Annotated in this window: 26 protein-coding genes and 2 pseudogenes; 22 read left to right on the forward strand and 6 right to left on the reverse strand. The window is 36.4% G+C overall.

Annotated features, from left to right (window positions below):
• The 8 genes from CCON33237_RS03845 to CCON33237_RS03880 all read left to right on the forward strand — a co-directional run bounded on the left by CCON33237_RS03845 (position 1) and on the right by CCON33237_RS03880 (position 6,947).
• Positions 1-1,062: an SDH family Clp fold serine proteinase gene (locus CCON33237_RS03845; protein WP_054196463.1), complete on the forward strand. Its 1,062-nt coding sequence runs from the start codon at positions 1-3 to the stop codon at positions 1,060-1,062.
• Between the two features lies 1 nt (position 1,063).
• Entirely contained in the window at positions 1,064-1,798 is a 735-nt protein-coding gene (locus CCON33237_RS03850) for a TerB family tellurite resistance protein (protein ID WP_054196464.1), read from the forward strand.
• A complete protein-coding gene (locus CCON33237_RS03855) occupies positions 1,799-2,371 on the forward strand; it encodes a hypothetical protein (RefSeq protein ID WP_054196465.1) in 573 nt (190 codons plus the stop codon).
• 21 nt (positions 2,372-2,392) lie between these two features.
• A complete protein-coding gene (gene purH / locus CCON33237_RS03860) occupies positions 2,393-3,925 on the forward strand; it encodes a bifunctional phosphoribosylaminoimidazolecarboxamide formyltransferase/IMP cyclohydrolase (protein WP_054196466.1) in 1,533 nt (510 codons plus the stop codon).
• 80 nt (positions 3,926-4,005) lie between these two features.
• Positions 4,006-5,046, forward strand: coding sequence for a peptide-methionine (R)-S-oxide reductase MsrB (msrB, locus tag CCON33237_RS03865; RefSeq protein ID WP_054196467.1), 1,041 nt, complete (start codon positions 4,006-4,008; stop codon positions 5,044-5,046).
• 73 nt (positions 5,047-5,119) lie between these two features.
• The gene (locus CCON33237_RS03870; RefSeq protein WP_054196468.1) at positions 5,120-5,458 is read left to right on the forward strand and encodes a hypothetical protein; all 339 of its coding nucleotides are present in this window, start codon (positions 5,120-5,122) and stop codon (positions 5,456-5,458) included.
• A 1-nt stretch (position 5,459) separates the two neighbouring features.
• A complete protein-coding gene (locus CCON33237_RS03875; RefSeq protein ID WP_054196469.1) occupies positions 5,460-6,650 on the forward strand; it encodes a hypothetical protein in 1,191 nt (396 codons plus the stop codon).
• Positions 6,651-6,653: 3 nt separating this feature from the next.
• Positions 6,654-6,947 carry a metal-sulfur cluster assembly factor gene (locus tag CCON33237_RS03880; protein ID WP_021091019.1) on the forward strand — a complete coding sequence of 98 codons (294 nt, stop codon included), beginning with the start codon at positions 6,654-6,656 and terminating at the stop codon, positions 6,945-6,947.
• A gap of 66 nt (positions 6,948-7,013) precedes the next feature.
• On the opposite strand, the gene ftsZ is transcribed toward CCON33237_RS03880, so the two are convergent.
• The 4 genes from ftsZ to CCON33237_RS03900 all read right to left on the reverse strand — a co-directional run bounded on the left by ftsZ (position 7,014) and on the right by CCON33237_RS03900 (position 11,786).
• Positions 7,014-8,153 carry a cell division protein FtsZ gene (gene ftsZ, locus CCON33237_RS03885; protein ID WP_054196470.1) on the reverse strand — a complete coding sequence of 380 codons (1,140 nt, stop codon included), beginning with the start codon at positions 8,151-8,153 and terminating at the stop codon, positions 7,014-7,016.
• A 14-nt stretch (positions 8,154-8,167) separates the two neighbouring features.
• Positions 8,168-9,595 carry a cell division protein FtsA gene (gene ftsA / locus CCON33237_RS03890; protein WP_021090773.1) on the reverse strand — a complete coding sequence of 476 codons (1,428 nt, stop codon included), beginning with the start codon at positions 9,593-9,595 and terminating at the stop codon, positions 8,168-8,170.
• Positions 9,596-9,601: 6 nt separating this feature from the next.
• Entirely contained in the window at positions 9,602-11,059 is a 1,458-nt protein-coding gene (locus CCON33237_RS03895; RefSeq protein WP_054196471.1) for a peptidylprolyl isomerase, read from the reverse strand.
• 139 nt (positions 11,060-11,198) lie between these two features.
• Positions 11,199-11,786, reverse strand: a complete 588-nt coding sequence (locus tag CCON33237_RS03900; protein WP_054196472.1) for a class II aldolase and adducin N-terminal domain-containing protein — start codon at positions 11,784-11,786, stop codon at positions 11,199-11,201.
• Between the two features lie 127 nt (positions 11,787-11,913).
• Here CCON33237_RS03900 and rsmH point away from each other — a divergent pair, with 127 nt between their 5' ends.
• From rsmH to CCON33237_RS09635, 5 genes are read left to right on the forward strand one after another with little or no spacing between them, the layout of a single operon-like run.
• Positions 11,914-12,837 carry a 16S rRNA (cytosine(1402)-N(4))-methyltransferase RsmH gene (gene rsmH, locus CCON33237_RS03905; RefSeq protein WP_054196473.1) on the forward strand — a complete coding sequence of 308 codons (924 nt, stop codon included), beginning with the start codon at positions 11,914-11,916 and terminating at the stop codon, positions 12,835-12,837.
• Between the two features lie 2 nt (positions 12,838-12,839).
• Positions 12,840-13,133 (forward strand): hypothetical protein, encoded by a 294-nt coding sequence (locus CCON33237_RS03910; RefSeq protein WP_054196474.1) that lies wholly within the window; start codon positions 12,840-12,842, stop codon positions 13,131-13,133.
• Entirely contained in the window at positions 13,124-13,930 is an 807-nt protein-coding gene (locus CCON33237_RS09625; protein WP_169748873.1) for a hypothetical protein, read from the forward strand. Before CCON33237_RS03910 ends, CCON33237_RS09625 begins: the two co-directional genes overlap by 10 nt.
• The gene (locus CCON33237_RS09630) at positions 13,887-14,903 is read left to right on the forward strand and encodes an FUSC family protein (protein WP_169748874.1); all 1,017 of its coding nucleotides are present in this window, start codon (positions 13,887-13,889) and stop codon (positions 14,901-14,903) included. Before CCON33237_RS09625 ends, CCON33237_RS09630 begins: the two co-directional genes overlap by 44 nt.
• Positions 14,888-15,073 carry a hypothetical protein gene (locus CCON33237_RS09635; protein WP_169748875.1) on the forward strand — a complete coding sequence of 62 codons (186 nt, stop codon included), beginning with the start codon at positions 14,888-14,890 and terminating at the stop codon, positions 15,071-15,073. The genes CCON33237_RS09630 and CCON33237_RS09635 overlap by 16 nt, the downstream gene beginning before the upstream one ends.
• Here the strand turns inward: CCON33237_RS09635 and CCON33237_RS03920 are convergent.
• Positions 15,052-15,558 (reverse strand): hypothetical protein, encoded by a 507-nt coding sequence (locus tag CCON33237_RS03920; RefSeq protein ID WP_054196475.1) that lies wholly within the window; start codon positions 15,556-15,558, stop codon positions 15,052-15,054. The genes CCON33237_RS09635 and CCON33237_RS03920 overlap by 22 nt on opposite strands.
• 104 nt (positions 15,559-15,662) lie before the next feature.
• Between CCON33237_RS03920 and CCON33237_RS03925 the strand changes: the two genes are divergently transcribed.
• Genes CCON33237_RS03925 through CCON33237_RS03950 form a run of 6 tightly spaced genes read left to right on the forward strand, consistent with a single transcriptional unit; the run spans position 15,663 to position 21,321 of the window.
• Positions 15,663-16,529 (forward strand): D-amino acid aminotransferase, encoded by an 867-nt coding sequence (locus CCON33237_RS03925; protein WP_054196476.1) that lies wholly within the window; start codon positions 15,663-15,665, stop codon positions 16,527-16,529.
• Entirely contained in the window at positions 16,526-16,972 is a 447-nt protein-coding gene (locus CCON33237_RS03930) for a 2-thiouracil desulfurase family protein (RefSeq protein ID WP_054196477.1), read from the forward strand. Before CCON33237_RS03925 ends, CCON33237_RS03930 begins: the two co-directional genes overlap by 4 nt.
• Positions 16,965-17,459 carry a hypothetical protein gene (locus CCON33237_RS03935; protein ID WP_054196478.1) on the forward strand — a complete coding sequence of 165 codons (495 nt, stop codon included), beginning with the start codon at positions 16,965-16,967 and terminating at the stop codon, positions 17,457-17,459. Before CCON33237_RS03930 ends, CCON33237_RS03935 begins: the two co-directional genes overlap by 8 nt.
• Positions 17,456-19,465: a bifunctional C40 family peptidase/M15 family metallopeptidase gene (locus CCON33237_RS03940; RefSeq protein WP_081004430.1), complete on the forward strand. Its 2,010-nt coding sequence runs from the start codon at positions 17,456-17,458 to the stop codon at positions 19,463-19,465. The genes CCON33237_RS03935 and CCON33237_RS03940 overlap by 4 nt, the downstream gene beginning before the upstream one ends.
• Positions 19,466-20,785, forward strand: coding sequence for an ATP-dependent DNA helicase (locus tag CCON33237_RS03945; RefSeq protein WP_054196479.1), 1,320 nt, complete (start codon positions 19,466-19,468; stop codon positions 20,783-20,785).
• Positions 20,782-21,321, forward strand: a complete 540-nt coding sequence (locus CCON33237_RS03950; protein WP_054196480.1) for a hypothetical protein — start codon at positions 20,782-20,784, stop codon at positions 21,319-21,321. The genes CCON33237_RS03945 and CCON33237_RS03950 overlap by 4 nt, the downstream gene beginning before the upstream one ends.
• A gap of 26 nt (positions 21,322-21,347) precedes the next feature.
• On the opposite strand, the gene lolA is transcribed toward CCON33237_RS03950, so the two are convergent.
• Positions 21,348-21,860 carry a LolA-like outer membrane lipoprotein chaperone gene (lolA, locus tag CCON33237_RS03955; protein WP_054196481.1) on the reverse strand — a complete coding sequence of 171 codons (513 nt, stop codon included), beginning with the start codon at positions 21,858-21,860 and terminating at the stop codon, positions 21,348-21,350.
• Between the two features lie 97 nt (positions 21,861-21,957).
• Here lolA and secA point away from each other — a divergent pair.
• From secA to CCON33237_RS03965, 3 genes and pseudogenes are all read left to right on the forward strand, one after another.
• Positions 21,958-24,354 (forward strand): annotated as a pseudogene (secA, locus tag CCON33237_RS03960) (preprotein translocase subunit SecA); the annotation flags it as partial.
• 108 nt (positions 24,355-24,462) lie between these two features.
• A pseudogene (locus tag CCON33237_RS10090) lies at positions 24,463-24,564 on the forward strand (SEC-C metal-binding domain-containing protein); the annotation flags it as partial.
• A gap of 52 nt (positions 24,565-24,616) precedes the next feature.
• Complete coding sequence (locus tag CCON33237_RS03965; protein ID WP_054196483.1) at positions 24,617-25,816, forward strand: ABC transporter permease; 1,200 nt, start codon at positions 24,617-24,619, stop codon at positions 25,814-25,816.
• The last annotated feature ends 41 nt before the right edge of the window (positions 25,817-25,857 follow it).

Below are 25,857 nucleotides of genomic sequence, written 5' to 3' on the forward strand. Positions count from 1 at the left end.
ATGGCTTTGAAAAAGAGCAAGGTCGCTGAGGCTGAAAATGAGCAAAAGGAAGCAGAACAAGTTGAAAAACGAGTCGTAGCAAAGCCGCCAGTACTTTTTAGTAAGACACAAAATTTAATAAAATCGATCGAAAAAAGACTAAACGCTACCTTGATAACTTACTATAATTCAAACGCTGGTAGTGTTTGCGGCAACGATGCAAGTGCTATGTATGAAATTTTAAAGGGTAAAAAGATAGATACTGCTTATCTTTTTATAAAAAGTGACGGCGGAAGTGGTATTGCTGCTCTTAGGATCATCACTACACTTAGAAATTACTGCAAAAATTTAATAGCTCTAATACCTGCAAACTGCGCCTCGGCTGCTACCATGATGGCACTTGGCGCAAATGAGATCGTCATGGGGCCACTTGCCTATCTAACGCCTGTTGATACCTCACTCAAACACGAGCTTAGTCCGACAAATAAAGGCAATGAGCTTGTGAGCGTTTCGATGGACGAACTTAGTCGTGTGGTCAAACTTTGGAAAGAGCAAGACAAAGATAGGCCAAACGACACAAACCCTTATAACTCACTTTATGAGTATATTCATCCGCTAGTCTTTGGTGCGGTTGATCGTGCTAGCTCGCTATCACTTAAGATTTGCACCGAGCTTCTTAGGTATCACATCGATGATGATAAAAAGATCGCAGAAATTTCTGAAAGGCTAAATGGCGACTACCCAGCTCACGAATATCCGATCCTCTTTAGAGAGGCGCACGAGATCGGCCTTCATGTAAAAAAGATGGATGATGATCTAAATGAAATGCTTCAGGAGCTAACGCTACTTTACTCTGAGATGGGACAGCGGGCTTTTACCGACTACGATGAAAATAGCTACCATGATAACAATATCGCAAATATCATCGAAACAAATGGCAAGCAAATTTACTATCAGATAGATAAAGACTGGTTCTACCGCCCTGAAGAGCGCCGCTGGAATGTGATGAACGACGAGAGCTCTTGGCGTAAAAACGAACTAGTAAATGGCAAAATAAAAAATACTATCTATCACTTGTGGTAATATGTCTGGAGTCCTGTTTTTACTGATATTAGGCGGTGCGATATTTCTCTTTATGAATGTCCAAATAGGTAGTAACCGCAAGAAACAAGCAAATGTAGATGAGGCTAAATTTCTAGTCTCACTGCTTGCAAAAGTAGCTAAAAGTGACGGCAGAGTTAGCGAGCTAGAGGCCAGGCTGATCACTCAAGTGCTAGATGATCTAAGCCAGAAAGTTAGCGGCGTTAGCGGTGTGCGTGAGTATCTAAAAGATGTCTATAATAGTCAAAAAGAGAATGTAGATAACGCCTATGAAACCGCTAGAAACTATAAGCGTGCGTTTAATCTAAACTACGATACATGTGTCGCTAGGCTCACGTTTTTTCTAAATTTAGCCTACATCGATGGAGATTTTAATAAAAATGAGCAAGATGTTATAAGAAATATCGCTTATGGATTTGGCATTGATAAAGAAACGCTTGATGAGATCATCTTTAAATTTGATAGCTTTTATGGCTCAAGATTTGAGGCAAATCCCGATGAAATGGTCCAAGAAAAAGATGCATTTGAGGTTTTAGGGCTTAGCAAAAATGCAAGCTTTGATGAGGTAAAGCTTCGTTATAAAGAGCTTGTAAGGCAGTATCATCCCGACATTTTAATGGGTAGAGGCGAGAGTAAAGAGGTGATCGAGCGCTCAACTAAAAAGCTTCAGGAGATAAACGAGGCTTATGGGCGATTAAAAGAGAAATTTGGAGTTTAGATGAAGAAATTTATTATTTTGCTGCTAGCAGTGGCTGGCTTTTGTAATGATTTTAAAGTGGTAAATATCGATGGAAAAGAGATAAAATTTAAGCTTACGCAAAGCGAGCTTTATCAAGATCAAAGATTAGTCATCAGCAACTACGATGTTAAAGATAGCAATGTGAGCATAATATTTGTCGACAAAGATGGCAACAAGAGCGACATTATGTCAGTTCAAGCAAAAAAATTAAATGAAATTAGTGAGTATATCTTTTCGTATGATCGCGGCATAAAGGTGATGAAATTTAGCTCGAAAAAGCCGATATGCGAGGCGCTTGAGAAAGAGGAGCCTATAAATTTAAGCGTATTAGATGCGAGATATTTTGACGGCAATCAAATTTCAAGCTATGCCTTTAGCGTTGATATTGTTGGTCAAAAGCGTGAAAACTTTGTAGAGAGAAAAGACTATTATATAGATGCAGCTGCAAATGTTATGGTTACGCTAGAAGCCTTATCGATAAAGAATATCGCAAAAGATATAAAAATGGGGCAGCTTCTGCTTGCAAAAGGTATGTGTTTAACAAAAAGATAAAAATTTAATAAAGGAGAAAAAATGAGAGCATTGCTTAGCGTTAGCGATAAAGAGGGCATTGTAGAGTTTGCAAAGGGGCTAGAAGAGCTTGGCTGGCAGATACTTTCAACTGGTGGCACCTATAAACTTTTAAAGGCTGAGGGCGTCAAAGCCACTGAGGTTAGCGAATTTACGTCGTCGCCTGAGATGTTTGAAGGCAGGGTAAAGACGCTTCATCCAAAGATACATGGCGGTATCTTACACAAACGTGACGACGCTACACATGTGGCTCAGGCAAAAGAGCATGGCATCGAGGGTATAGACCTAGTTTGCGTAAATTTATATCCATTTAAAGAGACTACCATCAGGACTGATGACTTTGCTGAGATCATCGAAAATATCGACATTGGTGGCCCAGCTATGGTAAGAAGTGCAGCTAAAAATTTTAAAGACGTAATTATAGTTACAAGCGTGCTTGATTATGATGAAATTTTAAAGCGCCTAAAAGAGAAAAGCGATGATTTTGAGTTTAGAAGATCGCTGATGATAAAGGCATTCGAGCATACAGCGGCATATGATAGCATGATCGCAAACTATATGAATGATAGATTTAATGGCGGTTTTGGCGATGCTAGATTTATCGTGGGAAGCAAGGTTTTTGACACAAGATACGGAGAAAATCCACACCAAAAAGGCGCACTTTATGAGTTTGATTATTTCTTCACAAACAACTTTAGAGCCTTAAAAGGTGAGGCAAGTTTCAATAATATGACCGATATAAATGGCGCATTGATGCTTGCAACTAGCTTTGATGATTCTCCAGCTGTGGCTATCATCAAGCACGCTAATCCTTGCGGCTTTGCGGTAAAAGATACATTGCTTGAGAGCTACGAGGCTGCGCTTAAATGCGATCCGATCTCAGCTTACGGCGGTGTAGTCGCGATAAATGGCACACTTGATGAGAAGCTAGCTAAAAAGATAAATGAAATTTACGTTGAGGTAATAATTGCTGCAAATGTTGATGAAGCAGCTCTTAAGGTGTTTGAAGCTAAAAAGCGCATCAAAATTTTCACTCAAGATAATAAATTTTTAGTTCGCTCAAATGATAAATTTGACTTTAAGCACGTTGATGGCGGATTTGTATTTCAAGAAAGAGACTATGTAAAAGACGAAGAGCTTGAAAATATGAAGCAAATGAGCAAGAAATTTGCAACTGGTAGCGAGCTAAAAGACGCTCAGATCGCTTGGAAAGTGGCTGCGCTAACGAAGAGCAACTGCGTAGTTTATGTAAAAGATGGCGCTATGGTAGCTATTGGCATGGGTATGACAAGCCGCGTTGATGCTGCTCGTGCAGCCGTGGCAAAGGCAAAAGAACTAAAGATCGATCTAAACGGTTGCGTACTTGCAAGCGAAGCGTTCTTTCCGTTTAGAGATAGTATCGATATCGCTAGTAAGGTCGGCGTAAAATGCGTCATCGAGCCAGGTGGTAGCATCAGAGATGATGAGGTGATAGAGGCTGCCAATGAGCATGGCATGTCACTATACTTCACTGGCGTTAGACACTTTTTACACTAAAATTTAGGGGCGCTTGCCCCTTTCTTCACACTTTATAACTTTAATTTTCGTATAATCTTTCAAAAACGAAAGGAGATAGAATGAAAAATATCTTAAAATTTATCTTAATGGCGGCAGTGTTTTTTGGTCTAAATTTGATGGCAAAAGATGAGCTTATAAAGGAGCAGACGATGGCAGGGCAAAATTTAAAAGAAATTTATCTAGCAGGCGGTTGCTTTTGGGGTATGCAGGGGTATTTTAAAAAGATATTTGGCGTAGTGGATACAAAGGTAGGCTACGCAAATGGCAAGAGCGAAAATACTAGCTACCGCGAGCTTCATGAGAGCGATCATGCTGAGACACTTTATGTAAAATACGACGAAAATAGAGTCGCTTTGGCTGAAATTTTGGCTCACTTTTTTAGAGTGATCGACCCGACATCGCTAAATAAACAAGGCAATGACGTCGGTAGGCAGTATAGAAGCGGAATTTACTATGTGAGCGAAAGTGATCTGCCAACGATAGAGAGCTTTATGAAAATAGAGCAAAAGAAATTTAAAGATAAGATCGTGGTTGAGGTAGCGCCACTTAAAAATTTCGTCTTAGGTGAGGAGTATCATCAAGATTATCTTGATAAAAATCCTTTTGGATATTGTCACATCGATCTAGGTTTAGCCGATAAACCGCTTTACGATGAGGCGAAATTTAAACCGCTTAGTAAAGATGAGCTAAAGAAAAATTTAAGTAGCGAGCAGTATGCCGTGACGCAAGAAGCAGCGACTGAGAGGCCGTTTAGCAGCGAGTATGATAAATTTGATCAAAAAGGCATTTATGTAGATATAACGAGTGGAAAGCCACTTTTCTCAAGTGCAGATAAATTTGATGCAGGATGTGGTTGGCCAAGCTTTACAAAGCCTATCACGACAACAGCTCTTTCATATAAGGAGGACAACTCTTTTATGATGAAAAGGGTCGAAGTTAAGTCTCAAAATAGTGACGCGCACCTTGGGCATGTTTTTGACGATGGCCCAAGCGATAAGGGTGGGCTAAGATATTGCATAAACGGTGCGAGCCTTAAATTTATACCGCTTGAAGATATGGCAAGACTAGGGTATGAGGAATTTATACCTTATGTAAAATAGCTTTTGTTGAAGCAAATCAATAGTTTGAAAAGTTTAATCAGAGTATAATTCTCCAAAATTAAAAGGAGAAAAAATGAGCGATTTTTTCAAAAATGCGGAGCAGTTTAATGTCGATGGTGCAACCGTGCCATTTTATAAATTTAATGAAAATGGTGTAAATTTTGTTGGCTTTGACTCACGTCCTTGCGTGCCGCCAGAGCCAATGGTCAATGCATTAATCGCTATTAAATTTGCTGATAAAAACACAAAAATTATGATGCTAAATCATAAATTTCCAGCTGGTCTTATACCAAAGATAGATAAGAGCTTTGATATAGAGCGTGAAGATATAGATGGTGGGGCTGTAAAGATGATTTTTAGCCTAAAAGACGGTGCAAACATAGAAGACGTAGATATGAGTCTTTGCCACTAAGATGCTTTTAAATACTTACGCACCACCATTTAAGTTAGTTGGTGGATATTTTATTGCTGGAATTTTCTTTTTAGCATTAAGTGTGCCGGCATTTTTTTATACAGATTTTGATGCGATTAGATCGCTAAATACAGCTGGTTTTTTGCATATATTTTTTGTTGGTTTTGTTATGAGCATTATCATCGGAGCACTTTATCAGCTAACCTCAGTCATCTTAGAAAAGCCATTTTTTACAGCAAAAGGTGCTATTTTAAATTTGGCTATTTTTTGTCTATCATTGCTGGGCATGTGCTACGGGATGTTATTTGCTGAGACTAAAATTTTACAAATTAGTGGAGTTTTGCTTTTTTGCTCGCTTGCTTTTTTTGCTACGACTTATGCATTAAGCTTTATGGATAATGAAAAAAAGAGCTTTGCGACCTTTGCACTTTTTGTTTCAGCTATCTTTTTGGTAATTGGAATAACGCTTGGTTTTTGCTTGCTTATGATACTTAGTGGCACGCTGATGCTTGATTTTGAGATGACACTAAAATTTCACGTTTATTTTGTACTGGGATTTGTGTTTCTTGTGATACTTGGAGCTGCTAGTGTACTCTTACCTATGTTTGCACTAGCTCATGATCTAAAATTTACACTTAGTAAAGCCTCACTAGCATGTTATATTTTGGGTGGTATCTTACTAGCTTTTAATGAAAATTTGTCTGTTTTGTCAATATGTGTGGCAGCTTTACTTTTTATAGCTCAAGCACTTTATATTTTAAAAAAACGCGTTAGAAAGGCGTATGATTACTGGAATGTAAATATCGTACTTTCGTTGGTTGCTTTGCTTGGTGCTACTGTTTTTATAGCTTTAGGCAAATTAAATTTAGCTGCATATTTTTTAATATATGGCTTTTTGTTTGCTTTTATCGTAGCTCATCTTTACAAGATCGCACCATTTCTAATATGGTATCACTACGTAGCACCTTTTGTCGGAAAGGTAAAAGTGCCACTTCTTGATGCCATGATACTAAAAAAGATAGCTTATTTTGGTATAGCTTTTAATGTTATCTCGCTTCTTTGCTATCTTCTCTCAACTTGCTTTGAACTAGAAATTTTAGTGCAAGCTAGTATGATGTTTATAGCTCTTAGTATAGTTTTGCTATCGATAAATATAATAAATATTTTTAGATTTACTGGTTTTAAAGGATAAAAAATGAAAGAAAAAATTTATAACGCGCTGTCAAATATCGTTGATCCAGAAGTTGGCTTTGATATCGTTTCGCTCGGACTTATATATGATGCGAGCTGCGATGAGAATGGAAAAGCAAAAGTTACTATGACGCTTTCAACCAAATCTTGCCCACTGCACGAAATGATACTTGGCTGGGTAGAAACTGCCGTGCTCGATATAGAAGGTGTCAAAGAGTGTGAGATCGATCTTGTCTGGGAGCCTGAGTGGAATATACAAATGGCAAGCGATTTTGTAAAAGCACAACTTGGAGTTTAAATTTTAAGTTTTTAGATTTGCTAGAGAGCAAAAGCTCTCTAGAAATTTTAAGGAGTTTGTTTTTTATTAGTCCATTTGATGGCGCATAAATGATGGCACATCAAGTTGTGACATATAGTCTTCGTCATATCCACCACTAACTTTTTTAAGTCTTAATATACGCTCTTTTTTTATAATATCGTTTGCATTAGAAGTTTGTATTTCATCTTTTTTTTCAGCTTCTTTTTGTGAGCTTTGAAAACCTGTTGCTATTATTGTAACTTCAACTTTATTGTCTTCTATTTTGTCATCAGTTGTTGTACCAAATATAATTTCAGCATCTTCATCCGCTGCCTCATGAATAATACTCATCGCATTATTGATATCAGCTAGTGGGCAACTAGGGCTTATTCTAAAATGAACTAAAATACCAAATGCACCATTTATTGTCATGTTATCAAGAAGTGGTGATTGTATAGCATTTTTTATAGCTTCTTGCGCTGCATCCTCGCCACTTGCTTCGCCAACACCCATTAAAGCTAGTCCTCTATGGCTCATAATCGTTCTAACATCTGCAAAGTCTAGATTTATGTCGCTTTTTCCTGAGTCAAGTACGATCGTACTCATACCATTGACGGCTCTTGCAAGTACTTCATCAACCATTTCAAAGCTTTCTTTTATGCCAGCATTTTTATCAATTAATGTTAGGAGTTTATCGTTTGGAATGACTACAATAGAATCGCTTTCTTTTCTAAGTTCTTCAAGGCCGCAATCAGCCAATTTTCTACGTTTTTTTCCTTCAAACATAAAAGGCATAGTAACAACTGCAACTGTTAGCGCACCAATGTCTTTTGCAGCTTGAGCAACTACTGGAGCTGCGCCTGTACCAGTTCCACCACCAAGTCCTGTACCAATGAAAACTATATCTGATGTCTCAAGTGCACTTTTTACTTCATCGTAGCTCTCTTCAGCAGCAGCTTTTCCTATTTCAGGTCTCATGCCTGCACCTAGGCCCTTTGTTGTTTTCTCGCCTAGTTGAATTTTTGTATGTGCAAGAGAATTTTCAAGAGCCTTAGCATCTGTATTAGCAACAATAAGATCTATATTTAAATTTGGATTAACTCTTATTATGTGGTTGACCATATTGCCACCACCTCCACCTACACCTACGACCTTTATCTTTGCACCATAGATGCTTTTATTTTCTTCTACTGTGAAGCTACTCATTTTTGAAATTCTCCTTAAAATAATTGTGTAATACTATACCAAAATTTTGCAAAAGCATTTGGCTTTTTTTCTTGTTTGCTAATATCTGCAATATTGGCAAGCTCTTCTTTGTTTTTTGATTTATTTGCTATCTCTAATTCAAAATCTTTATCAGAAAAACTATCCTCTTTTTCATTTGGATCCTGCACCTCTTGTCCAAAATTTTGTACGTTTTCTTCTTCTACAAAAACATTTCTAAAATTTGCTTTCGGTTTTGAGGCTATTTCCCCTTGGTATCTCATTTTTTTCTCAGAATCAATCTCGTATGGGCTAAAGTTGCCAGCACCATACAAACAAAGCCCTATAGCACAAGAATTTGCTGGATCTCTTAAAATTTCAAATAATCCATCCATCTCTTTTGGTTTTGCTATACGAACTGGCATTTTGTCAAATATCGCGGATGCAAGATCTCTAATACCTTCTAACTTAGTCATACCACCAGTAAGTATTATTCCAGCACCAATGCTATCTTTATAGCCGCTATCTTCTAGCATTTTAGCAAGTACCATAAGGGTTTCTTCTGCTCTGGCATATATAACATTTGATATTATGTCTAGTGAAACTTCGTGGCTTTTTGTTTCATCTCCAAGGATCGGGAGCTCTATTAGATCAACTGACTTATTTATTAAAGCGCCATAGCCTAATTTTATCTCTTCTGCCTTTGGAAGTGGTGTATGCAGAGCCATAGAAAGATCATTTGTAATGTTTGCTGAGCCAACAGGTAAAAATTCATTGTATCTTATAGAATTTCCAGAATGCACTACAAGATTACAAGTAGCACCACCCATATCAACAAGTGCAGCACCAAGCTCTTTCTCATCTTTTGTTAATGTTGCTATCGCAGAAGCATATCCTGAAAGGACTATGTTATCTAGTTGAACACCTGCTAAATTTACGGCTTTTCTTAGGTTGCTAATAGATGACTTTTGTACTGTAACAATATGTGTTTGAACTTCTAGCCTGCTACCATTCATGCCTATTGGATCTTCAATATGTTCTTGTCCATCTACTTTAAAATTGTAAGGAAGAACATGTAGCTTTTCATACTCATGAGGTATATCAGCTGTATGATCGGCCATTTGCATAGCACGTTCGATCTCTTTTATACCTATTTCATGATTTGGTATATTTACTACACCACTACTGTCAACGCTTTTTGTATACGCACCAGAAATAGAAACTATGACTTTTTCATAGCGTGTTCCTGCAACTCTTTGTGCTTCTATTAATGCATTTTTTATTGACTTTGCAGCTTGCTCAATATTGGTTATAACACCTTTTCTTATTCCTTGTGTTTTTTCAGTTCCAATTCCAATTATCTTAATACCATTTTCATCATGTTGTGCTATTACTGCACAAATCTGGAAAGAGCCGATATCTATACCTAAAATTTTTGTACTCAAGATAAATTACCTTTTGATATATTCTTTAATTTCATAGTATTTTTTCAGTTTGTTTGTTAAATCTTTTATTAACTCATTATTTTTAAGCATTGTAACGTTTTGCTGTGTTATTTGCTTATAGTTATTATCCATATTATCTACAAGCAACCTTTGTTCCAAAATATCGTATATAACGGCCTTATCCTCTAATATAACATAATCTTTTTTATTGTTAGTTTCAAAAAGTTGAGAAACAAAAGCTCTAGTCTCACTTTCATTTAGTCCTGAGATAGAGCTATTTATATCTCTACTAATAAAGCCTATATCAGTTCCTTTGAAATTTTGTAAAGACTCTTTTGCCATAGTTGTTAAGTTTTCTTTTTTCTTTTTATCTTTGTAAATTTCAAGTACCATTGCTCTTGCTTGTTCAAAACTCATAGGTTGTGGAGGAGTTATGCTTTTTACCCTAACTATCAAATATCCATCTTTATATGTAAATGGTTTTATAACCTCACCAACTTTTGCCCCTTTTATTTCATCAAGCGAGAATGTCGCATTATCTTCATTTACACTAACAAATTCATTTGTTGCAAGCTCGGCTTTTTTGATAGAGGTATATTTTTTTAAAGCATCAGTCTTACTTTTCTCGATATTGTAGTCTTTAATAACTTCAGTCTTTACTTCGTCAAATGATTTGATTTTATCATCAGAGCCTTTATATCTCTCCTTATTTTCATTATAGTAGTCACTCAAAGTAGTTTGATTTACATCATTTTTATTTGACTCTATAAAGTATGTTTCTAGACCGTATATGGTCTTTGTCATATAGTTGTTTTTATTTGTTTCCCAAAGATCCTTTAGCTCTTTTTCATCTATTTTTATATCACTTTGATTAGCATTTATTATCTGTATTGCTAATTTGTCTTGCATAAAAAAGCTTGCTTCCATCATTGCAATGTCTTCTTTGTTGGCTGGTAAATTTAAAATAGTTCTAAGTTTATCAAGTAGTATTGTTAGTTTTAAATTTTCTTCAAAATCGGTTGGGTTTATTCTGGCTCTTCTTAAAATATCGTAGTATAAATTTTTATCAAAAGCACCATCTTTTTGAAATGTTGGATCAACGATTATATATTTTAAAATATCATCTTTGCTAACACTAAGACCTATATCGTCTGCAAAATTTAATAGTAAATTCTCTTGAATTGTAGCCTGAAGTGCAGCATTTTGTAATCCTAACTCATTAGCCTTTTCTTGTGTTAATTTGCCATCAAAAAGATTATTATAGTATTGATATAAACTATCGTATTTTTGTTGCAGTTCTTGAATGCTTATATTTCTATGTCCTACTTTTGCTACTGAAGTGGCTCGATTGCTGTTTAAATCATATGCTCCCCAGCCTACAAAGCCTGCTCCAACAAAGGCTATTGTACTTACCCAAATGGTAACAACTAGGTATTTTTTATGTTTTTGCATCCAAGACAACATTAAATTTTCCTTTAAAAGACTAACGAAATTTGTATGATATATTATATAAAATTGCCTTAAATAAGCTTAAAATAGGGGCTTTAAAAATACCTTTGTAAAGAATTTTGCTAACAATTTTTTAGTATTGTTAGCAAAATTTTTAAATACTATAATCGCTATAACCACTAGTTAAATGAAGCAATTTGCAGCTATTTTCTAGCAAAGCTATCTCTTTTGCAAGAAGCTGAGGGCTTCTACTGTATGCGTAAATGCCATACCCTTTGACGATAATAATATTTGTATTTTTTTCTAGCATATATCTATAAATTTCAGTTTCTGCACGCTCATACCAGTCGTCATATTGTTTTGGATCATAGACTAAAATTTCATTAAATCTCATATACCCAAAATAATCTTTCGGTACGATTTTTTCATGTTTCATTGCGTAGGCAGTTGCGTATGGTGGCATTGCGTAGCAAACAAATCTTGCCTCATTTATATTTTTATAAATATTTAAGTGTATATCAGCATCAAGACTAGCTTCATTCCAACGATAGTCTTTTTTTGATGAAAGAAGCGTCAAGTCATCATCTTTTAAATTATCAAAAATGGCATTTTGTTTATTGATTATAAATTGATTTTTTTCGACTCTTGCTGAAATCGAGCCGTGAAAGACGCCAAAAAAATTCTTTCTAAACATAGAAAGTGATATCGTTTTTATCTCATTTATTGAGTGTTCTAGCTCCATTTTTTCTCCTACGTTTAAGCGATTATATTTAAGCTATCTTAAAATTTATGTAAAATTTTGTGTAATGATAGCTTTTTAAGTAAAATTTCGATAAATTTGCCACACTATTTACTATAAAGAGGCAGCGTTGCAAAGTCCACATATTAGTGTTTTACTCGATGAAGTTCTATCTTTTTTTAAAAATTTAAATGGAAATTTTATAGATTGTACGCTTGGATATGCTGGGCATTCTAGTGCCATTTTATCTCAAAATGAAAATTTAAATTTAATTGCCTGTGATAGAGATAACGAAGCTATAAATTTTTCACTAAAAAAACTTGAGCCATTTGGTAGCAGAGTGAAAATTTATAAGAGCAATTTCTCTGAGCTTATTAGTAAGCTTAGCGGTGATGAAATTTTAAATGTTAGAGGAATTTTAGCCGACATTGGCGTTAGTTCGCTGCAGATAGATAAAGATGATAGGGGCTTTAGTATCGGCTCAAACACTCTTGATATGCGCATGGATAAAGAGCGAGATTTTAGCGCCTATGACGTGGTAAATGACTACTCGTTTGATGAGTTAGTTAGGATTTTTAGGGATTATGGCGAGCTAAAAAATGCCTCTGGGATCGCAAACAAGATAATAAATGCTAGAAATTTAGCCAAGATAACAAGTGCAAAAGAGCTTGCAAATTTAATAGGTACAGCCCAGATAAAAGGGCGCGGAGTTAGTCCTGCGATACTCGCCTTTCAAGCGATTAGGATAGAGGTAAATGGTGAGCTAGATGAGCTAACAAATTTACTTGATAGTATAGAAAAATGTGGGTTTAAAGATTGTCTTGTGGCGATTATTACATTTCACTCGCTTGAAGATAGGATCGTAAAAGAGCGCTTTAAAAGATGGGCGAATAGCTGTATCTGCCTACCTGGTGTTTATAGATGTGAATGCGGAAACAATCACGAACTAGGAGAAATTTTAACCAAAAAGCCACTAACAGCGAGCCAAAGTGAGCTAGCGCAAAACTCACGAAGTAAGAGCGCAAAACTGCGTGTTTTTAAGATAAAAGGATAAAGATGCAAGAAAAAGAAGAGCTACTAACACTTCACGATGAGGAGCAAAAACGTGAGGTAAATTTAAGCTTTAAGACGCTAGTGATGGTCTATCTGGCGGTTTTTATAGCGCTGGCTCTATTTTTGCCAAAAATTTACATAGCAAATCAAATTTATTATATAAGTAGAGATATAGCGGATGTTAGCGGTAAGCGAGATATGCTTTTAGAGGAAAATAGAGCTCTTAATATAAAGCTCGAAAATTTGCGTTATAAAAATCAAATTTTAAACAATATGCAAGAGCGTCAATGGAAATAATTAAGAAATTTAAAAGCTTCATTCACTACTACGACCCTGCAAATTTCCAGCTCATCTACTCGCTAAAAGCTGCCACGACCATCGCTTTTAACTGCTTTTTGTGCTTTCATCTCTTTGGTATCAGCGGCGCAGTCATGGCCGTAAATATCACGATGGGTATATTTTTTATCAGCGCGCTTGAGTGTAAAGATAGCAGCAAGCTTGCTTTTTTGCTACTTTATATCGCTCTTTCATCTTTATTTATGCCCTTTGTTGCACCCCTTATGAGCCTTGGAATTTGGCTAGCACCGATCGTTTTTATCTGGGTTTTTATCATCTCTATCAGTCAAATTTTTAGCGCAAATTTAAATAAAATCTTGCTCGCAGTAAATGCAACCGGACTAGTTGCCTTTGTCACGAAGTCGGCCGCTGGGCTAGATGTATTAGACGCTATTGGTGCGATGGCGCTTGCTGGCGTGTTAAGTATCATCATTAAATTTGAAAATTTTGGCAAATACGGCAAATTTACCAAAAAAAGTATCGGCTTTTTGCTGGATAACGCCATATTGTCTAGTAAAAATTTAGGCACAAGAGAGTTTAAGCCAAGCATTTTAAATACTATAAATTTAGTCGATAAAGCCAAAGAAATTTTTGCCAGCCAGAGCTTAAATTTAAAAGATATAAAGCTAGTTAGAAACCAGGCTAGAGCGGTCTTTTATCTATACAAGGTCGAAGAGATCGTCATCTTGCTTCGTTCGCTGGAGGCAACATTTGATGAGGATAGAGGAGAAGAGGCTTTTAGAAGAGGTCAAAAATGAGATCGCTTACAATCTTTTTGAACTTAAAAATATCTTTAAAAATCAAACTCCAAAGCTAAAATTTGAAGCGCTAAATTTAGCTAAAAACTCAAATTTTAAAATTTTTGCAAGCTCGCTTGGTGTGCTTTATGATAAATTTTTGCTTATAAAAGAGGGCGGCGAGGATAAGCTCTCTTTTAATAACACAAAAAAGATCACGCTAAAAGAGGCATTTAAAAAAATAAATTTAAAAAATGAAATATTAAAAGAGTCTTTAAGACTTGCCATTTGTATGTCGCTAGCCATTTTTATAGCGCAGGCTATGCATATAAATCATGGAATTTGGATCGCCATAGCTGTGATGAGCTTAAACAAAAGCGACGAAGATGCTTTAAAAAATGCTGGCAGAGATAGCCTTCTTGGCGGAGTTATCGGCTTTTTTATCGCACTTGTTTTTGTGAAATTTATGGGTGAATCATACGCATTTTACGTGGTTGTCTTTATCGGTATGTTTTTGGTTTATTACCTTAAAGCCTATAAGCAAATTGTCTTTGCAACGGCTTTTATGTTTGAATTTACAGCCATTTTTTCGCTTATAAAAAGAGACTTTTTAGCTCTTATGGTTGATAGATTACTTGATGTGGCGGCTGGTTTTGTGATAGTTTTTGTCACATATTTGCTAACTAGGAAAAATGACTATACAACTATAAAAGATAGCTTAAGCAGTGCCTTGATGTGTTTTAGAAATTTAGTGCAAATTTCTCTAAATGAATCAAACAAAGATGCTTTTAGCACGGATGAAAAAGGGGTTTTGGGATCGTTAAATGAGCTAAACAACGCTATCAAAGTTAGTAAAAATTTAGACAATGATAGTATGAAAAATGCAAAATTTATAGCTAGCAAGCTTGATGATATAAATAGCGATCTGGTTAAACTTAGAAATTATTTAAACTTAGACGAGTTAAAAGAGAAAAAACCTTGCAAAATGATGTAAAAATCATCTCAGATAGATTTTTAATGCTAGATAAAAAGATCAAGAAGCTTCCATATTACTTTATAAGTGATATAGAAGCGAAACTACTTTGCAAAGACGAAAACGCTAAAAAGTTAATTTTACGAGTTACTTTAGGGCAAAATGAAATTTACTCAGCGCTCTCTTTTTGAGAAATTAGCTTTTCATATATATATTGTTCTAAATCTTTTTTTGAAACATCATTTTTAAGAGCGGTGTTATAAATTTCTTCAACCTTGCTTGAATATTTTTCGTAGGCAAAATATGGAAAATGCACGCTCCAAGCCTTTTTTATAAGCTCTTCACTCATCTCTCTTCTGGCCCAGACTTTAAACATATCAAAGCCAATAAAAACGGCTGATGTGACGACAGCAGTCGCTATTATCGATATATGCGCATCAGTTTTTGCTAAAAAATGATGCGTGATGATTAACAATGGAAATAAAATGACAAAACAGATAAGTGCGTAAATCTGATAGAGCTTGATGTGGTTAAATCTAAAATTTAGCTTTGCTCCATCTATTAGCATACCTTCGTTAAAAAGGGCATTCGCTTCTAGTAGATCCCTAAATAAAACTGGCTGTTTTGAAACAAAAAAAACGTTTTTTATGATTCTATCTTTTAAAGTTTCTTGCATTTTTTATAGACTTTTTACCTTTGAAATTTTGACTAATTATATCTAAGAATCTATAAATTCAAACAAAATTAGATACAATTTGCCCAAAATTTAAGGAGCTAAAAATGGCAGATCAAGCTTTGCAAACCGTCTTTTTAAACGGAGAATTTTTGCAAAAAGACGAGGCAAAAGTTAGTGCTTTTGATAGAGGATTTATATTTGGTGATGGAATTTATGAGGTTGTGCCTGTGATAAATTCAAAAATGGTTGATAAAGATGGATTTTGGGCGAGATTTGAAAGAAGCTTAAATGAAATAGATATAAGTTTGCCATACGAAAAGGAAAAATTTGAAGCGATCTTAAACGAGATAATCACTAAAAATGGCCTAAAAGAGGGCGGAATTTACATGCAAGTAACAAGAGGTGTGGCGTTTAGAAATTTCTATTTCATAGAAAATTTAACACCAAGTGTCTTTATTTTCTGTTACCAGAGTGAAATTTTAAACAATCCTGCTGCAAAAACTGGCATAAAAGTCGTGAGTGTCGAGGATATCAGGTGGAAAAGGCGTGACATCAAGTCTATCTCACTTCTGGCCCAGTGCTACGCTAAAAATGAAGCTCACAAAAAAGGTGCAGATGAGGGCTTTATGGTGGAAAATGGCTTTGTGACAGAGGGCTGTAGCTCAAGTGCTTTTATTATCAAGGATAAAACTTTAATTACAAAACCACTTTCAAATGAAATTTTGCCAGGAATTCGCCGCATGAGACTTTTAAAGATTGCTAAAGATATTGGCCTTAAGATAGAGGAGCGAAAATTTAGCATGGATGAAGTTTATAGTGCTGATGAAGTCTTTATCTCGGCTGCGACGCTCATACTCTTGCCGGTTGTTTATGCTGATGGCAAGGCGATCAATGGTGCAAAAGTAGGAGAAATTTCAAGCAAACTTCGTGAAATTTATGCTGGTGAACTTTTAAAAGAAGCTGGACTTTGAGAGAAAAAATCTTAATAAGCGCTTGCCTAGTCGGCATAAACTGCAAATTTAACGGCGAAAATAATCTCTTAAACAAAGATGTTTTAGATGAAATTTCAAAGAGATATCATCTGCTTTTTGTCTGTCCTGAAGTTTACGGTGGGCTTAGTACGCCAAGAGAGCCAGCTGAGATGAAAAATGGTGCGGTTGTTTGTAAATTTTCAGGTAAAGATGTGAGCGAAAATTTTAAAAAAGGAGCAGAAATTTGCCTAAAGATAGCCAAACTAAATGGTTGTAAAAAGGCTATTTTAAAATCAAAAAGTCCAAGTTGTGGAAGTGGGCAAATTTATGACGGAAGCTTTAGTAAGAGGCTTATTTCAGGCGATGGCATCACAGCAAAACTGCTAAAAGAAAATGAAATTTTAGTTTACAGCGAAGATGAGATAGTGGGACTTGATGTTTGATAGGCTAAAAGACAACATTATACTTGAGGTGATTTTTAAGTACATCATCTTGTTGTTTCTTTTTATCTGTGTGATCGGTCTTTTTATGAGCGGCGTTCTTTTCTTAAATGGGGAGATGAGTAAAAATTCGCTAAATTTACATATTTTCTTCGGCTTTAGTTTGGTTGTTTTGACGATTGTCCATAGTTATGTTAAGAAGAAAAAGTTAAAGAAATTAAGCCTTGAGTTTAAAAATATATTAAATCACAAGCCAGTGCAGATGGATTGTAACACTACTAGATTTTTAAACGCTCTAAATGATGTAAAAGTGGGTGAGCTTTCAAAGAAATTTGGCTCTGATATTGTAGAAATTTTAAAATCAAATGACATAAAAGTAAAAAGCGAGAATGAGACTATGAAACAAATTTGTAAAAACAACGATGAAAAGATGTTTTATGTTTTTGTTTTGATTGTAGAAGCTATTTTTAAGGATAAGGAAAAAAGTTGAAAAAGGGTATATTTTTAGCGTTTAGTATTGCTTTGTTTTTGGGATGTTCGCAGACCCAGCCAAAGCCAAGTGTGCAAAATTCTTTACCAGATGAAAATGTATATAAGCCAAATGAACGCATTAGTTTGCTTGATTTTGAAATGAAGCAAGATGCCTCGTCGCTACCGCAAAATATACAAAGTGCAAGCTTTGACCAAGAAGAAATTTTAAAAAGAAGGTTTAAGGTTTTTACATTAAGGGGCGTAAAATTTAATCCAAACGATGTCTTTTGGGCATTTAATATATATAAACCAAGCGAAAAGAGAAAGTATTTTGGCTCAAATTTTAGACAGATACCTCAAAGCTGGTTTGACGCACAAAAGGACAATGCAAATTTCTCAGCTCTTTCAAGCATCTCTGCTTATGCTCTAACTTCGGCAAACACAGCTTTAAGAAATTTTCCAACCGATGAGCCGATATTTTTAAATCCGCAAACTCCAGGCGAGGGCTATCCGTTTGATTATCTGCAAGAATCAACCCTAAGCATCGCTCATCCACTTTTTGTCTCACATCTTTCTAAAGACAGGGCTTGGGCGTTTGTTAGTGATGATGCGGTTTGGGGCTGGGTAAAGGTCGAGGATATAAAATTTATAAGCGATGATGAGGCAAATGCCTATCAAAAATCAAGTTTTGTAACTATAAAAACGGACAAGATGCCAGTTTATGACAAGGCTGGAAATTTTTTATTTTACTCAAGAGTTGGGGCGATACTGCCTGTTTTGGCACAGGATAGTAAAAACTACTATGGTAAAATTTATGTAAGAAATCTCTTGAGAGAATTTGTGTTGCCAAAATCTCTTGGCGCTCTTTTCCCTCTTAAATTTAATGACTCAAATCTAAAAACACTTATTAGCTCCCTTCTTACTCAGCCTTATGGTTGGGGCGGGGTAGATAAGCTAAGAGATTGCTCGCTTTTTACCAAAGATTTGTTGGCTAGCTTTGGCGTGTGGCTACCTAGAAACTCAAAAGCTCAAGCAAATATGGGGCAAAAATTTGATCTAAAAGGGCTTAGTAACGCAGCTAAAACAAAAGAGATAAAAGAAAAAGGTGTGCCATATCTTACGCTTGTGCATCTGCCAGGACATATCATGCTCTATGCTGGATACAAGGGCGATGATATATATGTGGTGCATGATGCTTGGGGGTTAAAAACCGAAAATAACGGCAGAGCGTTAATCGGTGCTACGGCAGTAACTACGTTAAACATTGGACAAAACAGAAGCGACATACAAAACTCAAATTTGCTTATTTCAAAGGTCGATTCTATAAATGTGATAAAGCCCGAAAATGTAATAAGTGATAAAGCTAGAAAAATTTCAGCTTTACAAAGAGCTTATGATGTTAAGGTCGAGGATAATTTAGTCAAATTTGGTGATGGAACAATATTTATCTATGATGACTTTAAACAAAAAGATGATGAGTGTAGTATCGGTGCTGATATAGAGGATATGAATGTGCTTGATTACGCTGCATTTTCGCCACTTAGCACCGTACTAAGCGATGCTGGTAGATGTAGAAATTATGAATTTTTAGGCAAAATTTATGGCTCAAGCGAGAGCGAGGTAAAAGCAAATTTGGTAGATGTCGTTTGGCTAAAAGATAGCCTTGCGATGAAACTACCATTTAACTCTAAAAACGGAGCCGCAACCGCCTTACAAGACGTAAGCAACGAGCTAAACGATATGGTAAAAAGTGATGCGAGCTTGCTTGAGTATTTAAAAGATCCAGGCGGGACATTTAAATGGCGCATCATCGCTGGCACAAACCGCTTGAGTCCGCACAGCTACGGTATTGCGATCGATATAAATGTGAAAAAGAGCCACTACTGGCAGTGGAGCAATGGCTATCAAAACCTCATCCCTGAAAAGATAGTGCGTATTTTTGAAAAACATAAATTTATCTGGGGCGGACGCTGGAAGCACTTTGATACGATGCACTTTGAGTATCGCCCAGAGATGTTTGAGTAGATGTTAGAGCAAATTTTAGAAATTTTATCTCGCTCAAACGTCTTTTTAACAGGCGGCGGCGGTGTTGGCAAGAGCTATCTAACCGCCTCCGTCATAAGACACTACAAAGAAAATTTTAAAAACGTCATCATTCTTGGCTCAACTGGCATAAGTGCCGTTAGCCTTGGAGGAGTTAGCTTGCATAGTTTTTTTAAATTTGGCTACTGCAAGGACTACGAGGAGCTAAGGCGCTTTGACTATCATCAAAAAGATAAACTAAGCAAGCTAAGAAATATGCTTGATGCATGTGATCTGCTTGTAATTGATGAAATTTCAATGGTGAGCTCAGATTTAATGGAAATGATAAGATACCGACTACTTACTTCCAAATTTAAAGGTAGGGTGCTTATAGTGGGTGATTTTTATCAGCTTCCACCAGTGCAAAGGGAGCAAAACGAAAATAGGCTTTTTAATTTTTTATACGCTTTTAACTCCAGTGCGTGGGAGGATATGAAATTTATAAATGTCGAACTTCTCATCTCAAAACGCACAAGTGATCTTAAATTTTATGAGATTCTCTCTAGGCTGCGAGTAGGTGAGCTAGATGATGAAATAATGAGTTATATAGAGAGTTTAAGAGTGACCAAGATAGAGCCAGATGATGATACGAGTGTGCTTTTTGGTAGAAACGCCGAGGCTGAAATGCTAAATCAAAAAAGGCTTTCAGAACTTGATACGCCACTTGAAATTTCAAACTCAGATGTGAGCATTTTGGATGAAAATTTAGATAAAAAAGAGTTTGAAAAATGGGCAAATACACTAAATATCTCAAGAGATTTGGAGATGAAGATAGGCGCTAAGATTATCTTTACGTCAAATAAATGGGGCGAATATTACAACGGAGAGCAAGGCAAGATCATGCAAATTTTAAAAGAAAATGGCATCATCTCAAGCGTGATCGTGAAAAAAGATAGCGGCGAAATTTGTGAGATAGAAAAAGCCGCTTATATATTTAGTTCGTTAAATTTAAACGAAGATGAGATCGAAGAAAATGTACAGGCATCGCTCCATCAGTTTCCATTTAAGCTTGCCTATGCCCTAACCATCCACAAATCTCAAGGAATGAGCATAAACTCGCTCATTTGTAATATCAACCATATTTTTGCCAAAGGACAACTCTACGTCGCACTTTCTCGTGCAGTAAGTCCTAAAAATTTAAAACTTTTTTATGATAAAAAAAGTGATTTTAGGCAGCATTTAAGAAAAGTGGTTAAAATTGACGACGAAGTTAAGAAATTTTACCAAGAAAACGTATTTTTGCATATTAAGGAGAATTTATGAAAAAGCTATTTTTAAGCCTTACTTTTTGTATTTTTGCATTTGCAGACGTGCTAAAAGTAAGAGATTTTCAAACAGATATCTACTCAAAAGCTGGACAAAATTTAACAAAAAAGATAAATATGAACCTTGAAGTTGTCGGACGTGATGTTGAAGAGAATGAAGCGTATGTTCTTGATGCTTTAAACATAATAGTTGGTAGCTTTTACGTGGAAGATATTTTAACCTCAATGGGAAAAGAGAAATTTAAAGAGCTTTTCATAAAATACGCAGCCAAAAAGCACTCTCTTGATATCGATGATGTACTTATCTTAAATATAAAAGTGATAAATAATCTTGAGCTAAGCGAGATCATAAAAGCAATAAAGAGCCAAAATTTATGCTCCGATCCAAGTGTTAATGAAGAGATTGTAACAAAACCAGAAAAGAAGAAAAAAGGCAATGAGATCATCATCTCGCCAGATCCAAATGATGTAGTTCAAAAGCCTATTGATCTAAATAATGTTCAAGAATTTGGAAAAGATTTTGGAGAGAAGTGAGTAAATTTGGCTAAAGCTAGCCAAATTTATTGATTTACAATGTCATAACCTTGAGGAATGACAGGTGTTAGCGTCTCTTGTGGTATGAGCGCATCTTTTACTGGATTGCTTAAGGTTATCTTTATTTTATTTGAAAGCTTGTCTTTATAGTCAATCGTCGTTGGAAGCGTGTTTTTAATAGTTATAAAGTACTCAACTCCGTCGTATATTGCTTTGTAAAGTGTTGGTTGAATTTGCTCCGCATGAGCCAAGATTTGTGTCAAATTTGGCGTATCATCAAGCTTTGAAATGATAGCTTGCTCAAGCTCGTCCTCAATCACGATCACACGCTCTTTGTTAAAATAAATTCTCTTTGGCGTTGGACTTTCATATATCCAAAGTGCAGTATTGTCGTTTTTTGCGTAAAATCTACCCTTATAATTTATGCTTTTGCCTTCGCTAAATACAGTTTGCGTAAAGTCACTTTGCAGGCTTTTGAAATTTAAGCCAGCACCAAATGAGCAAACTGCAACTAGAGATGCAACTAGAAATTTTCTCATTCTTTATCCTTTTTTGGCGTATTCTAGCCCAGTTTAATTAAATAAATAGTTAAACTATGCTAAGATCCAAAGTTTAAAAATTTAGGAAGGTAAAATAATGATTTCATCGGTATTTAGAAAGATTTTTGGCACAAAAAACGATAGAGAAGTCAAAAAGTATATAAGACGCGTTGCACAGATAAATGCGCTAGAGCCTACTTATGAAAAGATGAGCGACGATGAGCTTAAGATCAAATTTAATGAGCTAAAAGCCCAAGTAGTAGAAGAAAAAGTCACTTTAGATGAAATTTTAAATGATGTTTTTGCAATCGTTAGAGAGGCTAGTAAAAGGGTGCTTAAGATGCGCCATTTTGACGTACAGCTAATAGGTGGCATGGTGCTAAACGAGGGTAGGATCGCTGAGATGAAAACGGGCGAGGGTAAGACCTTGGTGGCAACTTTGCCAGTTATATTAAATGCGATGAGTGGCAAGGGCGTGCACGTCGTAACTGTAAACGACTACCTTGCAAAGCGTGACGCTACGCAAATGGGCGAGCTTTATAACTTTTTAGGCTTAAGCGTCGATGTGATACTAAGCGGTGGATACGATGATAACGTAAGACAAGCTGCTTATAACGCCGACATAACATACGGCACAAATTCAGAATTTGGCTTTGACTATCTTCGTGACAATATGAAATTTGAAGCTGGTCAAAAGGTGCAAAGAGGCCACAACTTCGTTATCGTGGACGAGGTCGATAGTATCTTGATAGATGAGGCTAGAACACCGCTGATAATATCAGGCCCAACAAACCGCACACTTGATGGCTACATAAGAGCTGATCAGGTCGCTAAACAGCTTACTAGAGGCACTCCAGCCGATCCAAATGTACCAGGCTCAAAGCCAACAGGGGACTTTATAGTAGATGAAAAAAATAGAACGATAATGATCACAGAAGCTGGCATAAGCAAGGCTGAAAAATTATTTGGTGTTGAAAATTTATATAACCTTGAAAATGCCATACTAAGCCACCACCTAGATCAAGCTCTAAAAGCGCACAACCTCTTTGAAAAAGACGTTCATTACGTCGTAAAAGATGGCGAGGTTGTCATTGTTGATGAATTTACTGGACGTCTAAGCGAGGGCAGACGCTTTAGCGAGGGACTTCACCAAGCACTTGAGGCAAAAGAGGGTGTGAAAATTCAAGAAGAGAGCCAAACGCTAGCCGATACCACATATCAAAACTACTTTAGGATGTATAAAAAGCTTGCAGGTATGACTGGTACGGCTCAGACTGAAGCTACTGAGTTTTCTCAAATTTACAACCTTGATGTTATCTCGATACCTACAAACGTGCCAGTTATAAGGATCGATTCAAACGATCTTATCTACAAAACTCAAAACGAGAAATTTAAGGCTGTTATCGACGAGATCAAAAAAGCTCATGAAAAGGGCCAGCCGGTGCTTGTGGGAACTGCAAGTATCGAGCGCAGTGAGGTGCTTCACGAGATGCTTAAAAAAGTTGGCATCCCACACTCTGTGCTAAATGCTAAAAATCACGAAAAAGAGGCCGAGATCATCGCACAAGCTGGCGTAAAAGGTGCTGTGACTATCGCTACAAACATGGCTGGACGTGGTGTTGATATCAGGATCGATGATGAGGTTAGAAATTTAGGCGGTCTATATATCATCGGCACTGAAAGGCACGAGAGTAGAAGGATAGACAATCAGCTCCGTGGCCGTGCTGGACGTCAGGGCGATCCTGGCATGAGTAGATTTTATCTAAGTCTTGAAGATAATCTTTTAAGAATTTTTGGTAGTGACCGCATAAAGGCGATCATGGATAGGCTTGGTATCGATGAGGGCGAGAGCATCGAGAGTCGAATGGTAACAAGAGCTGTTGAAAATGCCCAAAAGAAAGTTGAGAGCTTGCACTTTGAGGCTAGAAAGCACTTGCTTGAGTATGACGATGTGGCAAATGAGCAAAGAAAGACTATCTATAAATACCGCGACGAGCTACTTGATAAAAACTATGATATGAGCGAAAAGATAGCTCAAAATAGAAAAGAGTACGCTGCAAATTTACTTGATACGGCTGAAATTTTCCATGGTGGCTTGAAAGATGACTTTGATATTAAAAATTTATGCTCTATCATCCTTGCAGACTGCGGTGAAGAGATAGACGAGAGCGAGTTAAAAGGCCTAGAGTATGATGAGCTAATAGAAAAGCTTGCGCAAATTTTTGAAGCAAGATATAACGAAAAAATGAGCGTGCTAAATGAAGATCAAAGAAAAGAGATAGAGAAAATTTTATACCTTCAAGTGCTTGATAATGCGTGGAGAGAGCACCTTTATCAAATGGATATCCTAAAAACCGGCATCGGCCTTAGAGGGTATAATCAAAAAGATCCGCTTGTTGAATACAAAAAAGAGAGCTATAACCTCTTTATGGAGCTAGTTAGCAGGCTAAAAAGTGAGAGTGTTAAGACGCTTCAGGTTGTAAGATTTAAGAGCCGTGAGGAGCAAGAAGAGCAAGCTAGAATGATGCTTGAAGCTAGCCAAAATGCTGAAAATGAAAATTTAAGCTATAACAACCAAGGCGAGGATGAAAATTTCACGCCTGAAAAAAAGATACCAAGAAACGCTCCATGCCCTTGTGGAAGTGGTAAAAAATATAAAGATTGCCACGGAAAAAGTGGCCCTAAAAAAGGCATATTTGCTTAAAATTTCTACTTTTAAGGCGCCAAAAGCGCCTTAATCTTTTAAAGGCTATTTGATGACAAGCTTACCAAAGTATCTACTTTTTAAATATTTAAGATTTGATAAAACTCAGCCATTTATCACTCTAAGTGCCTTGCTTGCCTTTCTTGGTGTTAGCATCGGACTTATGGTTTTAATCGTTGCGATGGCGATTATGAATGGATTTGACAAAGAATTTGAGCGTAAACTTTTTACTATGAACTATCCAATAACCGTTCAAAGCGCCTTTAAGGGCTCTATTGATGATGACTTTGTTGATGAGCTAAAGGCTAAATTTAGTGATCTTAAATTTAGTCCATATATCAGCACACAGGTCATTTACCGCTCGGCAAATGCACTTGAGGGCGGACTGGTTTATGGCGTAAATTTTAAAGATGAAAAACAGATAAACTCAGTCGTAAATGAAGCTTTAAAAGATAAAGAGCTAGATGGTTTTGAGATACTTGTGGGAAGTGGCATAACGAGTGAGTTTAGACTAAGAAACGATGAAAAACTAACGCTTATCTTTACAAAGGCTGACCCAGCTGGCTTTTCACTAACGCCAAAGATGAAGCGCTTTGATATTGGCGGTTCATTTACATCTGGGCTTATCGCCTACGATAAAGCCTTTTCATATACTTCGGTCGAGGCTTTGAGGAAAATTTTGGACTATCCAAATGGCGTGTATGATGGTATTCATATCTTTTCAAAAAAGCCATTTGATGATATAAAAAGGGTGCGTGAAGGCCTTCCGTCTGGCACGGTTGCAATTGGCTGGTGGGAGCAAAATGGCAACTTTTTCTCAGCACTTGCACTTGAAAAAAGAGCGCTTTTTATCGTTTTGATGCTTATTATCCTTGTGGCGTCACTAAATATCATAAGCTCACTACTAATGACTGTGATGAACCGCAGGCAGGAGATCGCCTTGCTTCTAGCACTTGGAGCTAGCAAAAGCGAGATAAAAAGAAGCTTTTTTTATCAAGGGCTAGTTATCGGCGGAGGTGGCATTATATTTGGCTTGATACTTGGATTTTTAGGGCTATTTTTACTTGGAAATTTTAATATCATAGACTTGCCAGCTGACGTTTATGGCTCAAGCAAACTGCCGCTTGAACTATCTATGATAGATCTTGTTCTTATCATCGTTGGAGCTGTATTTATCGTGGCCATCTCGTCTTATTACCCAGCTAAAAAAGCCACAGAAGTAAATGTGCTTCAAACTTTAAGAAATGAGTAGAGCCTAGAGATCTAGGCTTTCTCATTGCTTGTAAAAGTTAT

Origin of the sequence: Campylobacter concisus (genome assembly GCF_001298465.1) — a bacterium.
GTDB lineage: Bacteria > Campylobacterota > Campylobacteria > Campylobacterales > Campylobacteraceae > Campylobacter_A > Campylobacter_A concisus.

What these genes read in the sequence shown, in the direction of transcription:
- CCON33237_RS03965 (WP_054196483.1), top strand. Translation starts at nt 24,617, where the DNA reads ATGACAAGCTTACCAAAGTATCTACTTTTTAAATATTTAAGATTTGAT.
- CCON33237_RS03900 (WP_054196472.1), bottom strand. Translation starts at nt 11,786, where the DNA reads ATGGAGCTAGAACACTCAATAAATGAGATAAAAACGATATCACTTTCT.
- CCON33237_RS03870 (WP_054196468.1), top strand. Translation starts at nt 5,120, where the DNA reads ATGAGCGATTTTTTCAAAAATGCGGAGCAGTTTAATGTCGATGGTGCA.
- CCON33237_RS03855 (WP_054196465.1), top strand. Translation starts at nt 1,799, where the DNA reads ATGAAGAAATTTATTATTTTGCTGCTAGCAGTGGCTGGCTTTTGTAAT.
- purH (WP_054196466.1), top strand. Translation starts at nt 2,393, where the DNA reads ATGAGAGCATTGCTTAGCGTTAGCGATAAAGAGGGCATTGTAGAGTTT.
- lolA (WP_054196481.1), bottom strand. Translation starts at nt 21,860, where the DNA reads ATGAGAAAATTTCTAGTTGCATCTCTAGTTGCAGTTTGCTCATTTGGT.
- CCON33237_RS03850 (WP_054196464.1), top strand. Translation starts at nt 1,064, where the DNA reads ATGTCTGGAGTCCTGTTTTTACTGATATTAGGCGGTGCGATATTTCTC.
- CCON33237_RS03925 (WP_054196476.1), top strand. Translation starts at nt 15,663, where the DNA reads ATGGCAGATCAAGCTTTGCAAACCGTCTTTTTAAACGGAGAATTTTTG.
- CCON33237_RS09625 (WP_169748873.1), top strand. Translation starts at nt 13,124, where the DNA reads ATGGAAATAATTAAGAAATTTAAAAGCTTCATTCACTACTACGACCCT.
- ftsZ (WP_054196470.1), bottom strand. Translation starts at nt 8,153, where the DNA reads ATGAGTAGCTTCACAGTAGAAGAAAATAAAAGCATCTATGGTGCAAAG.
- CCON33237_RS03945 (WP_054196479.1), top strand. Translation starts at nt 19,466, where the DNA reads ATGTTAGAGCAAATTTTAGAAATTTTATCTCGCTCAAACGTCTTTTTA.
- CCON33237_RS03910 (WP_054196474.1), top strand. Translation starts at nt 12,840, where the DNA reads ATGCAAGAAAAAGAAGAGCTACTAACACTTCACGATGAGGAGCAAAAA.
- CCON33237_RS03845 (WP_054196463.1), top strand. Translation starts at nt 1, where the DNA reads ATGGCTTTGAAAAAGAGCAAGGTCGCTGAGGCTGAAAATGAGCAAAAG.
- CCON33237_RS03935 (WP_054196478.1), top strand. Translation starts at nt 16,965, where the DNA reads ATGTTTGATAGGCTAAAAGACAACATTATACTTGAGGTGATTTTTAAG.
- CCON33237_RS09630 (WP_169748874.1), top strand. Translation starts at nt 13,887, where the DNA reads ATGAGGATAGAGGAGAAGAGGCTTTTAGAAGAGGTCAAAAATGAGATC.
- CCON33237_RS03895 (WP_054196471.1), bottom strand. Translation starts at nt 11,059, where the DNA reads ATGTTGTCTTGGATGCAAAAACATAAAAAATACCTAGTTGTTACCATT.
- CCON33237_RS03920 (WP_054196475.1), bottom strand. Translation starts at nt 15,558, where the DNA reads ATGCAAGAAACTTTAAAAGATAGAATCATAAAAAACGTTTTTTTTGTT.
- CCON33237_RS03880 (WP_021091019.1), top strand. Translation starts at nt 6,654, where the DNA reads ATGAAAGAAAAAATTTATAACGCGCTGTCAAATATCGTTGATCCAGAA.
- CCON33237_RS03875 (WP_054196469.1), top strand. Translation starts at nt 5,460, where the DNA reads ATGCTTTTAAATACTTACGCACCACCATTTAAGTTAGTTGGTGGATAT.
- msrB (WP_054196467.1), top strand. Translation starts at nt 4,006, where the DNA reads ATGAAAAATATCTTAAAATTTATCTTAATGGCGGCAGTGTTTTTTGGT.
- CCON33237_RS03950 (WP_054196480.1), top strand. Translation starts at nt 20,782, where the DNA reads ATGAAAAAGCTATTTTTAAGCCTTACTTTTTGTATTTTTGCATTTGCA.